15 protein-coding genes are annotated in these 14,197 nt (G+C 40.4%); 13 read left to right on the plus strand and 2 right to left on the minus strand.

Going from position 1 to position 14,197, the window contains the following annotated elements:
• The first annotated feature begins 1 nt into the window (after position 1).
• Genes rnc through VB083_RS03040 form a run of 3 tightly spaced genes read left to right on the plus strand, consistent with a single transcriptional unit; the run spans position 2 to position 2,095 of the window.
• The gene (gene rnc / locus VB083_RS03030) at positions 2-736 is read left to right on the plus strand and encodes a ribonuclease III (RefSeq protein WP_213690204.1); all 735 of its coding nucleotides are present in this window, start codon (positions 2-4) and stop codon (positions 734-736) included.
• Between the two features lie 2 nt (positions 737-738).
• Entirely contained in the window at positions 739-1,284 is a 546-nt protein-coding gene (gene pyrR, locus VB083_RS03035) for a bifunctional pyr operon transcriptional regulator/uracil phosphoribosyltransferase PyrR (protein ID WP_213690203.1), read from the plus strand.
• On the plus strand, positions 1,244-2,095 hold the full coding sequence (locus tag VB083_RS03040) for a hypothetical protein (protein WP_213690202.1): 852 nt from the start codon (positions 1,244-1,246) through the stop codon (positions 2,093-2,095). The genes pyrR and VB083_RS03040 overlap by 41 nt, the downstream gene beginning before the upstream one ends.
• Here VB083_RS03040 and VB083_RS03045 read toward each other — a convergent pair.
• Positions 2,092-3,288 (minus strand): MFS transporter, encoded by a 1,197-nt coding sequence (locus VB083_RS03045; protein ID WP_213690201.1) that lies wholly within the window; start codon positions 3,286-3,288, stop codon positions 2,092-2,094. The two genes, VB083_RS03040 and VB083_RS03045, sit on opposite strands and share 4 nt — an antisense overlap.
• Positions 3,289-3,360: 72 nt before the next feature.
• Positions 3,361-4,407, minus strand: a complete 1,047-nt coding sequence (gene selD / locus VB083_RS03050) for a selenide, water dikinase SelD (protein WP_307880015.1) — start codon at positions 4,405-4,407, stop codon at positions 3,361-3,363.
• 191 nt (positions 4,408-4,598) lie between these two features.
• Here selD and prfB point away from each other — a divergent pair.
• From prfB to purB, 10 genes are all read left to right on the plus strand, one after another.
• Positions 4,599-5,709 (plus strand): peptide chain release factor 2 gene (gene prfB, locus VB083_RS03055; protein WP_213690199.1). Its coding sequence is split into 2 segments (ribosomal slippage): positions 4,599-4,670 and positions 4,672-5,709, totalling 1,110 coding nucleotides; the frame shifts between segments, so codons are not numbered across the junction.
• Positions 5,710-5,735: 26 nt separating this feature from the next.
• Positions 5,736-7,598 carry a SpoIVB peptidase S55 domain-containing protein gene (locus VB083_RS03060; protein WP_307880016.1) on the plus strand — a complete coding sequence of 621 codons (1,863 nt, stop codon included), beginning with the start codon at positions 5,736-5,738 and terminating at the stop codon, positions 7,596-7,598.
• A gap of 2 nt (positions 7,599-7,600) precedes the next feature.
• Entirely contained in the window at positions 7,601-8,230 is a 630-nt protein-coding gene (gene tmk, locus VB083_RS03065; protein WP_213690197.1) for a dTMP kinase, read from the plus strand.
• Entirely contained in the window at positions 8,208-8,642 is a 435-nt protein-coding gene (locus VB083_RS03070) for a DUF327 family protein (protein WP_213690196.1), read from the plus strand. The genes tmk and VB083_RS03070 overlap by 23 nt, the downstream gene beginning before the upstream one ends.
• Positions 8,618-9,385, plus strand: coding sequence for a DNA polymerase III subunit delta' (locus VB083_RS03075; RefSeq protein ID WP_213690195.1), 768 nt, complete (start codon positions 8,618-8,620; stop codon positions 9,383-9,385). Before VB083_RS03070 ends, VB083_RS03075 begins: the two co-directional genes overlap by 25 nt.
• Positions 9,363-10,610 carry a PSP1 domain-containing protein gene (locus VB083_RS03080; protein WP_213690232.1) on the plus strand — a complete coding sequence of 416 codons (1,248 nt, stop codon included), beginning with the start codon at positions 9,363-9,365 and terminating at the stop codon, positions 10,608-10,610. Before VB083_RS03075 ends, VB083_RS03080 begins: the two co-directional genes overlap by 23 nt.
• Positions 10,611-10,633: 23 nt before the next feature.
• A complete protein-coding gene (gene ftsY / locus VB083_RS03085; RefSeq protein WP_213690194.1) occupies positions 10,634-11,566 on the plus strand; it encodes a signal recognition particle-docking protein FtsY in 933 nt (310 codons plus the stop codon).
• Positions 11,556-12,353 carry a hypothetical protein gene (locus VB083_RS03090; RefSeq protein ID WP_323401732.1) on the plus strand — a complete coding sequence of 266 codons (798 nt, stop codon included), beginning with the start codon at positions 11,556-11,558 and terminating at the stop codon, positions 12,351-12,353. Before ftsY ends, VB083_RS03090 begins: the two co-directional genes overlap by 11 nt.
• On the plus strand, positions 12,350-12,883 hold the full coding sequence (locus VB083_RS03095; RefSeq protein ID WP_213690192.1) for a DUF4416 family protein: 534 nt from the start codon (positions 12,350-12,352) through the stop codon (positions 12,881-12,883). Before VB083_RS03090 ends, VB083_RS03095 begins: the two co-directional genes overlap by 4 nt.
• Entirely contained in the window at positions 12,880-14,181 is a 1,302-nt protein-coding gene (gene purB / locus VB083_RS03100) for an adenylosuccinate lyase (RefSeq protein WP_213701073.1), read from the plus strand. The genes VB083_RS03095 and purB overlap by 4 nt, the downstream gene beginning before the upstream one ends.
• Positions 14,182-14,197 lie beyond the last annotated feature (16 nt).

A 14,197-nucleotide genomic window follows, 5' to 3' on the forward strand; every position in this document is an offset into this window, starting at 1 on the left:
AGTGAACGTATCTGAGAAGGAGCAATGGTGGCGACTTGCGCTTGCCTCCTTTCAGGAACGACTAGGATATTCTTTTGTTAATATAGCGACGTTAGAGGAGGCCCTAACCCATGCTTCCTTTGCTCATGAGGCGGGCCTTCCTTTTTTTAACGAGCGCTTAGAGTTCTTGGGCGATGCTGTTCTGGAACTAGTCGTTTCTGCTGGTTTATTTAATGAATACACTCATGAAGATGAAGGAGTCTTGACGCGATATCGTGCAAACCTTGTTTGTAAGGATGCATTGTCTGCGTGGGGGACTTCTATGGAGATTCCGCGCCTTGTTCGTTTAGGCAAGGGATTGGTCCATCAGGGGGCGAATGCATCTATTATTGCAGATGCTTCTGAGGCTGTTTTTGGGGCGGTGTTTTTTGACGGCGGATATGAAGCCGCATCGCAGGTTATACTAAGATATCTCTTTTTTCAGTCTAAAAGTAATGCGTATGATGAAAAACAAGATCCAAAGTCTCTTCTACAAGAAGAAACCCAAAAAAGAGGATTGGGGCAACCTCAATACAAAGTTGTATCATCAGAAGGTCCTTCTCATATGCCCCTTTTTACGGTGCAATTGAGTATAGGAGATCATTTTAAAGCTGTTGGGCGTGGACATTCGATAAAAATGGCTGAAAGTAAGGTTGCGCAACAGGTACTGACTCAAACGGAACTCTGGTGTAAAAATGATATTGATGGAGGGCCTTAGGAATGCTTGTAGAAAAAACGACGATTATGAATGAAGAGGATATAGAACGAGTTCTTAAAAGAATTGCCAATGAAATTATCGAGAGAAACAGGGGAACAGAGAATGTTGCTTTAGTTGGCATTCAAAGACGTGGCGTTTTTTTGGCCAAACGGCTTCAACAATCACTTAAAAAACAAGAGAAAGTCAAAATTCCTGCAGGTGAATTAGATATAACTCTTTATAGAGATGACCTCACTCTTCTTCACGAACAGCCAGTGGTACATAGCACATCTATTCCCTTTGATGTAAATGGAATGAAGGTCGTTTTAGTTGATGACGTCATTTATACGGGCAGAACAGTACGGGCTGCTCTTGATGCTCTTATGGATTTAGGACGCCCCTCTGTAGTTCAACTTGCAGTTTTAATAGATAGAGGCCATCGTGAATTGCCTATACAACCCGATTATTGCGGGAAAAATGTACCTACATCTTCTGATGAAATAGTGGAAGTTCGTGTAGAGGAATTGGATGGCGCCAATAATGTTGTTATCTGCGAAAGAAAAAGTTAGATTTTTACTTGTCATTTTACTGTTGGTTATTTGCCCCATTAAAGTTTTTGCAATGGACTTATGGGTCACATCTCCATGGCTTTCAGTTATAGCCCACTTTATGGGTGGGGTCTTTATAAACGTAAAACCCATAGGCCAATGGACAGAAGATGGCATTGAAAAAAAGGTATCTGTCAAAAAACTGCCCAAAGACGGTCCTTTTTTAGCACTGGATTATAAAAATGCGCAAAAGTATGGGCTTTCCTCACCAAATTTTAAAAACATTCATGTGTTATATTCTCAATTACCCTTTCCGCGGGAAGAAATAGATAGGTATTTTACAGACCCTTCCGTTCTTCCTTTTATAGCGCAAAGAATTCTCAATGTTTTTTCTAGCCTTGATTCAGAACATTACTCTTTTTACCAACGACGGTTAGCTGAATTTCAGGGACGTTTGGAAAGTACTGTTTATTTAGGAAGGCAACTTTTACAAGGAAAAGAAGTATATAGCCTTTCAGAAGACTACCTTGAACTGCTGAAAGCAGCGCAATGTCGCATTATTCAACCTGAAGAAACATTGCGAAAAGCGTGGGAAAAAGGAGAGTCTTTAGATCAACTCAAAGAGAAAATCAAAGAGTGTTCTCAATTGAATATTCCTGTTTTATATGATCATAAAACGCCAGCTCCAGTGAAAAAAGTTTTATTGGAGAGTAAGTCTACGGCAGTTATTCAATTAAAATATCCAACAATAGGGCAAGATCTGATCATAGCTCTCTACGACCAGTACTTAGCAATATGGAATATAGCTACTCCAGGAGATACAAAATCTTAGCTTTCCGATGTAGCTGATTGGTTGTTTTTATTCTTTACAAAGAAAAGAAATGGGATTGTTGCTGAAAAAATAAAGAAGCTCAGCACATGAAATGGACTCAATGGAAAGTTTGATTCAACGATAAAACCATCTAGAACTGGCCCCGTCATCATCCCCAGACTAAAGAAAATATTGAATACGCTCATTGTTCGCCCGCTACCAAATTGAAAACTGTTTTCGGCAGCTATAGCTGCGAGAGATGGAGCAGAGAGTGCGTGCCCCACGCCAAAAATAACACTCGCTATGACGAGACCTGTAAAAGATTCAAAGAAAGGTACGATGATAAAAACACACCCTGAGAAAATACCACCAACAATTATCAGGTGATGACGTGAAATTTTGTCAGAAAGTTGCCCAAAATATCGTTGTAAAACTCCCGTTGTAACGGAGTTAAGGGAGAGGATTATGCCTATTTGTGAAAAAGAAAGAGAGTAACCAGAAGCAAGAAGAGGAATCATCATAAGCATTGTTCCTCGACACATTGCAAAACAAAATTGGTAATAAAAACAGGTTCGAAGAGCGGCATTTTTTATCATGCCTCTAATTGCGGGAAGCATTTTCCCATTAGACTTAGAGCGACTTGGAATCCCGATGGGAAGCTTTTTAATAACCATGAGAAGGGCAATAGTAGTGAGTGTCGTCATAAAATAAAAAGGCACGTGCCATCCTATATGATCAGTAAGAACTCCACTGATAAGAGGTCCAAAACCTACGCCTAAAAAGAGAGCACCCTGAAGTGTACCGAAAAATATGCCTTCTTCGCCTTTTTTTGCTATATCAGCGCCTATTGCCATCGTTATAGGTACAACAAAGGCGGAACCCAGTCCATGGAAGAAACGTATAGTAATAAGAGAAAGTGTAGTATCAGCGTGTACATAAGCGAGGGAAGCTAATGAATAAATTAAAAGACCAAGCGTTAAGAGGCGTTTTCTGTCAAAACGTTCAGCTAACTCTCCACTGAGAATCATTCCGCCTGTTCGCGCGAATGAGAAGGTGCCGAAAACCAGACCAAGAAGAATGCCACTAGCACCAAGCTTTGATGCATAGACAGGAAGAATGGGACTAATAACACCAACGCCAAGCATGGCGCAGAATAAAGACAGAGAGAGCGTAAGTAAAATATAGTCTACGTGGGAGGAATGAGTTTTATTCATAAAATGCCCCTTTAAAAACTCCCTCATGTTTTCACATGAGGGAGTAAAAATCACAACTTATTGTTTATTGTACTAAAGATTATGAACAATTTCAATCTTACCTTGCCCTTCAGAAAAATAACCAATACACGTGCTTCTTTCAAACCCTGCTTCTTTCAATGCGTTCAGCATTGCCGGGGCATGCTCTTGATTCAGAGCTAACAATAAGCCGCCTGACGTTTGGGCATCATACATCATGTCTACACGTTCAGCGGGGAATTCTTCTTTTTCTGTGACGTGATCTTCATATTGAATTCTATTATTATATGTGCCTGCCGGAATCAACCCGCTCTCTGCAAGTTCAATGACACCTGGAAATAACGGGACGTCATGGAGACCCAGCGTGACATTCAACGTTTTTGCTGAAAGCATATCTAGAGTATGTCCAATAAGCCCAAAACCGGTTACGTCTGTACAGGCATGAACATGATCAAGTAATTCTTGAGGAATGACGAGTGGAATATTATTAAGAGTAGACATCCATCGCATGGCCTCTTCTGGTCCTTTGGGATCCACAATCATGTCCGCTTTTATTCCTGTTGCAATGACACCACTTCCTATAGGTTTTGTTAAAAGTAGTGCGTCGCCTGGTTTTGCTCCGACTACTTGCCATGGATTCGATCTTGCAACTTCTCCGTATACAGCAAGTCCATATTTAGGTTCGTCATCTTCTACACTATGACCTCCTACTAGAAACGCTCCTGCTTCTCTAACTTTTGCATAGCCTCCCTCAAGCACTTCCCGTAATATCTCAATATCTAACTTTTTTACGGGGAATCCTACTATATTCAGGGCAACAATAGGGCGTCCGCCCATTGCAAAGACGTCGCTAATAGAATTACACGCTGCTATTTCTCCCCATTTTCTTGGGTCATCTACAATGGGAGTAATGAAATCAAGGGTAAGAACTCCAAGGCGTCTGTCATCAATAATCCAGAGTGCTGCGTCTTCTCCAGATGCCCATGTTGAAATAATACGGTCGTCTCGTACCGAAGGTATGTCTCGAAGTATTTTTTCAAGGTCCGCCGGACCTATTTTGGCGGCTCACCCACTTGTTTTAGAAAGTTCAGTTAATCGCATAGATAGAGGCCCTCCCTTCTTTTATAATAACAATAAGAATTATAACAAACTGACATGATTTTTATTCATGGGATTCATTCATAAATAGCTGATATTTTGCTTTTATGAAAGGAAATACCAGGAGTCAGAATGATATAATGAAAAGCTCGAAGAGAATTATACAGCATTTAGAAAAGGAGTGATTTGGAATAATGGCAACGATTCCAAACTCTACAGTATTGGAGGAACTGCGTTCCTTAAAAGAAGAACTGCAGGAAAGTCTTTGACCTCGTTAGGTTGGAGGGAAATAAAAATGAACTTGAAAGTAAAACCCTTGCTCCAGATTTTTGGGGAAGTGACGAGGCTAAAAAGGTAACGAAAGATTTGGCGCGATGTCAAGATAGACTTGATTCCTGGAGAAAAATAGTATCTGAGTTTCAAGAATTGGAAACTATCGTGGAAATTTTACATGAAGAAGACGACACAGATCTTCAACGAGAATTTGACCAGCGTGCGTTGGCTTTTAAAAGAGAAATAGAACATCTGCAACTCATAGAACTTCTCAGTGAAGATTTTGACCAGGGGAATGCTATTGTTACTGTTCATGCAGGTTCAGGTGGATTAGATTCTCAGGATTGGGCAGAAATGCTTTATAGGATGTACGTTCGGTGGTTGGAACAGAACAAATTCCGCTTCAAAATTCTAGATCTGCTACGTGATGCCGAAGGTGGAATCAGTAGTGTGACCTTGTTTGTAGAAGGGGATTATGCTTATGGATATTTAAAATCTGAGAAGGGGGTTCATCGGCTTGTACGAATATCACCTTTTGATTCGGCAGGTAGACGACATACAAGCTTTGCCTCTGTAGATATAACGCCTGACCTTCCAGAGAATGAAGATATAGAAATACGCCCGGAAGACATTAGAATCGATACGTATCGTTCCAGTGGTGCAGGTGGTCAGCATGTTAATATGACAGATTCGGCAGTACGCATTACCCACTATTCATCGGGGATTGTCGTTAGCTGTCAAAACGAACGGTCACAGCATATGAACAAAATGGTTGCTATGCAAATTTTAAAAAGCAGGCTCTATGAAAGAGCCCTTCAGGAACGTCGGGATGAGATGGATGCCATTCAAGGTGAAAAGAAGGAAATAAGTTGGGGCAATCAGATTCGCTCATATGTTCTCCATCCTTATACTCTTGTAAAAGATCACAGAACAGGGTATGAAACAGGTAACATTCAAGCGGTTCTTGATGGAGACCTTGATGATTTCATAATGGCTTATTTGCGATGGAATAAATTGTCTGGCAATAACTAAGTTTTTCGTAGAGGAGGAGGATTTTTTTGTATAAGCGGCCGCTTTCGCATATTTTTTTTGTTTGTCTGATACTTACGCTTTTAGTGACGACTCATGTGAGTTGGGCTTCTCAATCGTCATTTAAACCAACAGTTCCTGTTCTTCCTCTGGAAGATTTGAAACCAGGAATGAAAGGATACGCTTTAACGGTTATACAGGGTCAGAAAGTCGTCTCCTTTCCCGTGGAAATAATAAGCATTGTTCCGCAATTGGAGAGTCGTCCCCGTCATCTTATTATGATTCGCGTGAGCGGTGATGTTATTGATAAAACTGGTGGAATAGCTGCAGGAATGAGTGGTAGCCCTGTCTATATTGGTCAGAAGCTTATTGGGGCTATAGGCTATGGTTTTAATTTTAGTGAACATAATATTGGCTATGTTACTCCAATAGAGGACATGGCTACTGTTTGGAATTGGCCGGAAGTGAAAAAATCCTTGCCAAAATTTACATTACCTCTTGAAAAAGAAGACGAAAAGGAATCTCATAAAGAAGAAACTCAACCCGAAGAAGATAAGGGTGAAAACGAAGAAATTGGTACAAACGATACAACCTCTCCAGAATCTCCTTCAGACCAAATGACACCGAAAGCCTTACCGTTACAGATTAGTGGTGTCAGTCAAAGGACAGTAAACAAACTTGAAAACGTGTTAGGTGAGAAAGCTGTTCTTGCTGGAGGTATAAGTAGTGATGAACACATAGTTGATTATAAAGCGGCATTTTCCCCGGGAGATGGGGTAGGTGTTCTTCTTGCATGGGGTGATGTTACAGTAGGAGCAATTGGAACAGTAACATCGGTTGATAAGGACGGACGTTTCTTAGCTTTTGGACATCCTTTTTTAGAAAGGGGCGCTGTGGCTTTTCCTGCTGCCAAGGTTAACATTCACAATGTTATTCCTAACTTAGCCAGCCCTTTTAAAATAGGCAGTTTCTCTCAGATTGTAGGAACAATAACCCAAGATCGAGCCGAAGCCATAGGTGGACAGGTCGGTTATTTTACTCCATCTATTGATGCCTCTCTCCGTTTCAAGGATGTTGATAGAAACGTACGAGCTTTAAAAAGATTTCATGTTGTTCCTGATCCTTTTATGAGCTCAGAAATGACATCTATTCTTTATACAGGATTAATAGATCGGTTATGGGGCAGAATAGGCGAGGGAACGGCGAGAGTCTCTCTTCAAATTGAAGGCTATGGGCTTCCCAAGGGCTGGACTCGGAGCAATATGTTCTTTTCTGAATCAAATATTGGAGGAGATTCTCTTCGTGAGATTCAAGAAATAATAAAGGCGATAACGCTCAATCCGTATAAGGACATTTACCCCTTAGGAATACACCTTTCTGTGGAAATGACTCAAAAACCTAATCTTATTTTCATTGAAGGTCTCAAAGTTGAAGGGGAGACCTTCCGTCCTGGAGATAAAATTCCGGTGGAAATAACATTACGTCCTTATAGAGGTGAACAGAGTAAAAAGAAATTCGAACTTATTGTCCCTCAAAATGCAGCTGGTCCAGTTGAAATTGCTGTAAGAGGTGGCGGTATTATGCCTTTAGAAGAAGATGCTATTATTCAAGGATGGAAGACTATAGAAAATTTTGATCAAATGCTCAAGGAAATTAGTGCCTTGGAAACCAATAATGAGGTTATTCTTGAGCTTAATTATGCTAAAGTTCCTGATGAAACGTCTCAACCTGGCCCTACGAAAGAAGATCTTGAACTATTAAGTCAAATTAAAGAGAGAAGACTAAATGAAGGAAGCATGCGTATTTTCAGAACAGATTATGTAGTTGAAGGACTCCTTCGTAAAATTGTACAGATTGTGCCAGAAACCAATAACAGACAAGAAAGGGAATAATAATGTTCATAACTCTTGAAGGGATCGATGGATGTGGTAAAAGTACTCAAGCGGCCCTTTTAAAAGATAAACTGCAAAAAGAGAAACATGCTTCTGTAGTGTGGACCAGAGAACCTGGAGGCTGGAGCCATGGAGATCTTGTACGTACACTTCTTTTGGACAAGGATCTTCACCATGAGTTAAGTGAATTGCTGCTTTTTGTATTTGATCGCTGTGAACACGTTTCTCAAGTTGTCGCTCCTGCCCTTGAAAAGAAGCAGATTGTTCTCTGTGAACGATATACTGATTCAACACGTGCCTATCAAATATGGGGAAGAGGTTTAGAAGAAAGAAAGGTAGAAGATCTTTTTTCATGGTGTCACTTCCCAGATCCAGATTTGACCTTGTGGATCGATACCCCTTTATCTTTGGCAATGGATAGAATTAAAAGATCTAGAGGGCACTTGGATCGTATAGAGTCAGAAACGCAAAAATTTTTATCAAATGTTTGTTCTGGTTATAAGGAGCTATCAGCACGATATCCAGAACGTATAATTCGTATTGATGGGGCGCAACCGATAGAAGACGTTTCACTCCAGATTTGGAAGGCTGTGGAGGTGTACTTTCTCGGTGAAAGTAAAAAAGAGTTCTGATAGAAAATTAGGTACTGATTTTGGAACCTTTTCTTCATCACGTCATCGAGTATCTCAAAGAGAAGACGTTAATTATCCTAAGTTCGACGATTCTTTGGAAGCGGCAGAAATACACGAGCTTCTGAACCGTCTCGATTCTCTTGGCGATAAATTATCACGTTTCCCTTCAGAAACCATATTGCGAGATTATCGCAATGTTGTTGGAGAACTTCTTAAAAGGGCGACTGGTCGTTTACGTTTAAAAAAAGATCTTCGTTGGAGACGGTATGATAAAAATATATTTGTACTTATGGAAAAAACAGAGTCTGCCCTTCAAGAATTATCTGTTGTTTTTTTAAGGGAAGGAGAACGAACACGTTCTCTCCGATTAATGGAGGAAATTAAGGGATGCCTGCTCTCCCTACTTTTATAACATCAAGCCTGATGTGGCTTGAACTGAAAAAAGCTTTAGAAAAAGATAGCTTTCCTCAAAGTTTATCTTTGATGGCGCCTAAACAGTACCAAAATGATATTGTTTTGGCAGTCGCTCGTTATATTTTGTGCGAAAATAAGAATGCATGCGGCGAATGTCTATCATGCCGATCTTGGCATGAAGAATTGCATCCTGATCTCATACAACTTGGCTCACTGGAGAAAGCGCCTGGTATAGAAGAATGTAGAGAGGGTGTAATGGAACTTTCCTTATCGCCAGTTGTGTCTTCTCGACGACTTATCGTTATTTACTCAGCGCATGCGCTCTCTCTTCCTGCAGCGAATAGTCTGTTGAAGATCGTTGAGGAGCCGCCAGAACGCGGAGCAATCATTTTTATGCGAGAGGCCGAAAACTTTTTGCCAACATTAAAAAGCCGATGCTGGAATCTTTCTGTTGTTGAGGAAGAAAGTGTAAAACAGGAAAAAATCCCAACTTCAGAAAATGAGTGGAAGAAATGGTTCGAACGGACATCTTCTATGTCTGCGGAGGAAATGGATAAGCAGCTTTTATCTTGGGAGGCCTGGGCTTTTGAAGCAAAAGAATTTACTTTGGCCTCGCATATTGATAAATTACGTCTTATAAGTGAAAGCCGAAAGTTATCGGCAGGAATGATGATTGATTTAATTTTATTAGCACTCAAGGAGGGTTTTTCTTTTGAGTATGTATTTGACAATCTTTGGTAAACCGCGATATCTGGGTTTGGTCAATATAGATGGAGAAACTGTACACCCTGAAAAAGGAGAAATCATTGTTGCAGAGACAATGAGAGGACTTGAACTCGTTGTCGCCGGAGGAACTATTTCTGGAGAGCAAGAGGATCGCTATAGAAATACATGCTGCGAAGATCTCTCAGATGGGCAACCTAAGGGTGGGGAACCCATGCTTCAGAATATCTCTTTTATTCGAATTGCAACACCTGAAGATATGTTAGCGGCCCAGACCCAGCGAAATGAAGAAGAATCCGTTCTTGTTAAAGCTAGAGAGTTACTTACGCAACATGACCTTCCCATGAAGTTGGTAGATGTAGAGTATTTGCTTGACCGTAAAAAACTTTTCTTTTACTTTACTTCAGATCAAAGAGTTGATTTTAGGGCGTATGTCAGAGATCTTGCTCGTGAATTTAAAACTCGCATTGAGTTGCGCCAGATTGGAGTGCGAGATGAAGCCAAGACCGTAAGAGGATTAGGCCCTTGTGGAAGAGAATGTTGCTGTGGATATTGGCTTCATAAATTTGATCCAATTTGCATAAAAATGGTGAAAGAACAAAATTTAGCATTGAATCCTACTAAAATTTCAGGTGTTTGCGGACGACTTATGTGCTGCATGGCTTACGAACATAAAATGTATGAAACTCTTTGGAAAGACCTTCCAAATCCCGGTTCAAAAATAAAGGCTCCACACGGTTCCTTTGTTATTGTAGGTGTTGACCTTGCCCATGAAGCTTTTCGAGCAAGAACTCCAGAGGGAGCAGAAATACTTGTTCCCGTAAGGGAGTTCGAAAACTTTAAAGAAACGGTACTAAGAGGCGACACATGGGATGCATCGATTTGTGAAACTCCCCCTCTTTTGTTAGATGAAGAGGAAGTTGACGAAGTTGATGAGGGAGGAACAGAAGAGTATATCCTTGAAGATGAAACATGTGTCCTTGCAAGTGTTGTCACTGATTCTGAGAGCTATGAGCAGTCTTCAGATATTTCAGAAAACAATGAAGATAAAAAGGAACACATTAAGAAAGAAAGAAATGAAGCAAGTTCGCGCAATAAAAAACGGAAAAAACGGAAAAAGAGACCGCCACAACAACAAAGCACGGAGAATAAACCACGTGTTGGTGACGATCGTGCACGACCTCGAAGGCATTATCCTCGAAAAAAACAGCGTGACGATGTTCATAAAACCAAAGAAGAATAAGAAAAAGTGTGAGGTGTAGCTAGATGTCTCTGTGGAATAAGTTAAAAGATAGCCTGAAAGAAGTAAAAAATCGTTGGAGTGGAGGATTGGTTTCTCTTTTTTCAGGATCGACAATAGACGAAGAGTTTTGGGAGAGTTTTGAAGAACTTCTCATTTCTGGTGATGTTGGCATCGACTTGACAGAAGAAATAACAGCTGATCTTCAGAAGACAGTGAAACGCGAAGGTTTAAAAACACCAGATCAGCTTACAGAATATTTCATTGCTAATATAACGGAACGCCTTGAAGCAATTGAGGGAATGGGCAAGGAGATAGAAATAAATTCTTCACCGAAGATTATCGTTCTTGTAGGTGTTAATGGTAGTGGTAAGACTACAACAGCAGCTAAACTTGCAGAACAATTTCATAGGCAAGGGAAAAAAGTTGTTTTGGGAGCAGCTGATACATTTAGGGCTGGAGCTATAGAACAGCTGAAAGTGTGGGGAGATAGAACTGGAAGTCGCGTTGTAGCACAACAACAGGGTAGTGACTCTGCCGCAGTTGCCTACGATGCCCTTCAATCTGCCAAGGCATCCAATGCCGATGTTGTAATCATTGATACAGCGGGCCGTCTTCATTCAAAACATAATCTCATGGAAGAACTCATTAAAGTTGTACGAGTTCTTGAAAGAGAAGTCGGTCGGGATTCTATTGAAAACCTTCTTGTTTTAGATGCAGTTATGGGACAAAATGGCTTTGCTCAGGCTGAGACTTTTAATAAAGCATTAACTTTAGATGGCGTTGTATTGTCAAAATATGATAATACAGCGAAGGGCGGAGTCATTCTTGCGATTGCTCATAAATTGGGACTTCCCATTCGATATATTGGTCTAGGAGAGGGTGTCGACGATTTACGGTTGTTTGAACCGCGAGAATTCGTACAGGCGCTATTGGAGAAAAATGGCGATGAAGCCTGATAGTGACGAACTCTTAGGCAAACTGACATTCTCTTCTCCGATTTCAGAGTTAATGCGAGTTCTCTTTTTTTACTCGCTGCAATATGTAGTTTTGGAAAAGAAGAAGAAATATCATATTTTTCGCCAAGAAGATATTGTTGCTTTTTTGCATAAAAGTGAAAAAGATACTTCTATTTCAAACCTTTTCCTCTTTGCAGAAAAAGGTGCTAATACAAGAACTAACCTTCCTTCCAGAATGAAGAATTCGGAGAGAATGCTTTGTATCACAGCTGAAAAAGAAACATATATTACCACCTTTGAAGAAGTTAAATACAGATGTGGTGAGGACGAGGATTTCCCACTTTGGTGGAATATCCCTCTGCCTCTTTTGACTATGAAAGATCATAAGGTGATATTGAATGCTAAAGCTCAGGAAAGTTTTTCCTTGGAAGATTTTTCATTGAAACGCGTCTCAGATGCCTTGCAGCGAGAGGATAGACTTCTTGAAATTAACGCGGACGAAAATGAGAAGCGGGTTTTTTATTTCGAACCTCTTCTTGCTGATATATATTTAATTGATGAAGTTACCAGTGATTTGTCTGCAGCAGAAGATATGGTTTGGTGGGCTGCTGTAGGAAAAGCCTGGGCACAAAAGATGCGCAGAGATGGCTATGAAATTCACCAGGTAGATGGCATTCAACCGTCTCCTATTGATCTTTTAGGTGCAGATGATTATCTGACATGTGTCTGGGATGAAAAAATTTTAGGGTATCTTTGTTTTAAAAAAATGAAGGAGGCCTCAAAATGACCTATCCGGTCAAATTGATAACGGGCGTTCTTTATCCTGATGAGTATTGGCGATTATGGGTAATAGAAAAGGTTTCAGAAATGTGGGGAGAACCTGAATGTATAAGTGAACCTCATCTATTTGACATAACCAATTATTATCATGACATTGCGCCCACTCTGTATAGGCAGTTTATTTCATTTAAAGGACTTCGTGATGGGGGTGACTTGGTTCGCTGGAAGAAAGAAAGTTGCCACATCGAAGAAGGAAGTTACAGGGTAGAGAACGGTGTAAATGTTCGCTCAGTAAATATTGATCCTGGATATATTAATGGAGCTCGCCTCGTCTTGGCTTCAACGAAAGATCATGCTCATCGTATTTATATATCTGATGGAATTTTTGCAGAAGTGACAATGAGGTACCGCTTTAAAAAGTGGGTATCATTCGATTATACTTTCCCTGATTTTGCCAGTGGTCGTTATGATACATTTTTATCAGCGGTCAAAAACTCATGGGGAAAAGAAATGGCTGAGAGGAGACAGAACTCATGATAGAGAGATACGAAACGCCTTCTATGAAAAAAATATGGTCAGACCAAAACAAGTATGAAACATGGCTCAAGGTCGAACTCGCCGTGTGTAAAGCTTGGACCGAAGATGGGCTTATTTCAGAAGAAGCTTTAAAGGATATTGAAGCCAAAGCTGACTTTGATATTGAAAGAATTTATGAGATAGAAAATCAAGTTCATCACGACATGATTGCTTTTGTTTCAGCTGTAGCTGAAAAGGTTGGTCCCAGCGGTCGTTTCATCCATTTGGGCTTAACAAGTAGTGATGTTCTTGATACCGCATCGTCGCTTCTTTTAAAAGAATCTTTAGACGTTGTCTTGACAGAACTAGACACACTTTCATCTCTTATATTAAAGCAAGCGGATGCCCATAAATATACACCTTGCGTAGGGCGTACTCATGGGATTCATGCTGAACCAATGACTTTTGGTCTGAAACTTTTAAATTGGTACTATGAACTTCTTAGAGATCGGGAGAGAATTGAAGAAGCAAAGAGACAAATAAGCTATGGCAAAATTTCTGGAGCTGTAGGTACCTACGCTCACTGTCCTACACGCATAGAGAAACGGGTTTGTTCGTTGCTTGGTCTTGAACCAGCTGCTATTTCCACTCAGATTCTTCAGAGAGATCGCCATGCTCATGTTATGAATGCCATTGCCCTTCTTGGTGCGGGAATAGAGAGAATGTCCGTTGAAATTCGTCATCTTCAGAGAACTGAGGTACTTGAAGCCCTTGAACCTTTTGGGAAGAAACAAAAAGGATCTTCAGCCATGCCTCACAAGAGAAACCCGATTCTTTGCGAACGTTTGGCAGGAATGGCTCGTTTGCTACGAGGATATGCTTCAACAGCTATGGAAAACATTGCTTTATGGCATGAACGAGATATTAGTCACTCTTCTGTAGAAAGAATTATTTGGCCAGACGCATTCCATCTTATTACATATATGCTTCAGAAAATGTCAAAGATCGTAGAAGGCTTGGACATTCAGCCTGAAAATATGTTGGCCAATCTACATAAAACTAAAGGACTAGTTTTTAGCCAGAGAGTTTTGCTTGAACTTGTAGAGAAATTTGGTTTGAGCCGAGAAGATGCTTACGCTGTCGTCCAGGAGAATGCTATGAAATGTTGGCATGGAGAAGGAAGCTTTGCCGAACTTCTTTGGAATGATGAGCGGGTAAATAAATATCTTTCTAAGGAAGAACTCGACAGCCTCTTTAATTTGGATTACTATTTTAGCGCTGTGGATGAAATCTTTTTAAGATTTCATCAGATGTCTTAGATTTTAGATTCAGAAT

Source organism: Aminobacterium sp., assembly GCF_034926885.1.
GTDB lineage: Bacteria > Synergistota > Synergistia > Synergistales > Aminobacteriaceae > Aminobacterium.

What these genes read in the sequence shown, in the direction of transcription:
- pyrR (WP_213690203.1), top strand. Translation starts at nt 739, where the DNA reads ATGCTTGTAGAAAAAACGACGATTATGAATGAAGAGGATATAGAACGA.
- VB083_RS03040 (WP_213690202.1), top strand. Translation starts at nt 1,244, where the DNA reads ATGGCGCCAATAATGTTGTTATCTGCGAAAGAAAAAGTTAGATTTTTA.
- VB083_RS03045 (WP_213690201.1), bottom strand. Translation starts at nt 3,288, where the DNA reads ATGAATAAAACTCATTCCTCCCACGTAGACTATATTTTACTTACGCTC.
- tmk (WP_213690197.1), top strand. Translation starts at nt 7,601, where the DNA reads ATGTTCATAACTCTTGAAGGGATCGATGGATGTGGTAAAAGTACTCAA.
- VB083_RS03075 (WP_213690195.1), top strand. Translation starts at nt 8,618, where the DNA reads ATGCCTGCTCTCCCTACTTTTATAACATCAAGCCTGATGTGGCTTGAA.
- VB083_RS03080 (WP_213690232.1), top strand. Translation starts at nt 9,363, where the DNA reads ATGTATTTGACAATCTTTGGTAAACCGCGATATCTGGGTTTGGTCAAT.
- ftsY (WP_213690194.1), top strand. Translation starts at nt 10,634, where the DNA reads ATGTCTCTGTGGAATAAGTTAAAAGATAGCCTGAAAGAAGTAAAAAAT.
- VB083_RS03090 (WP_323401732.1), top strand. Translation starts at nt 11,556, where the DNA reads ATGAAGCCTGATAGTGACGAACTCTTAGGCAAACTGACATTCTCTTCT.
- VB083_RS03095 (WP_213690192.1), top strand. Translation starts at nt 12,350, where the DNA reads ATGACCTATCCGGTCAAATTGATAACGGGCGTTCTTTATCCTGATGAG.
- purB (WP_213701073.1), top strand. Translation starts at nt 12,880, where the DNA reads ATGATAGAGAGATACGAAACGCCTTCTATGAAAAAAATATGGTCAGAC.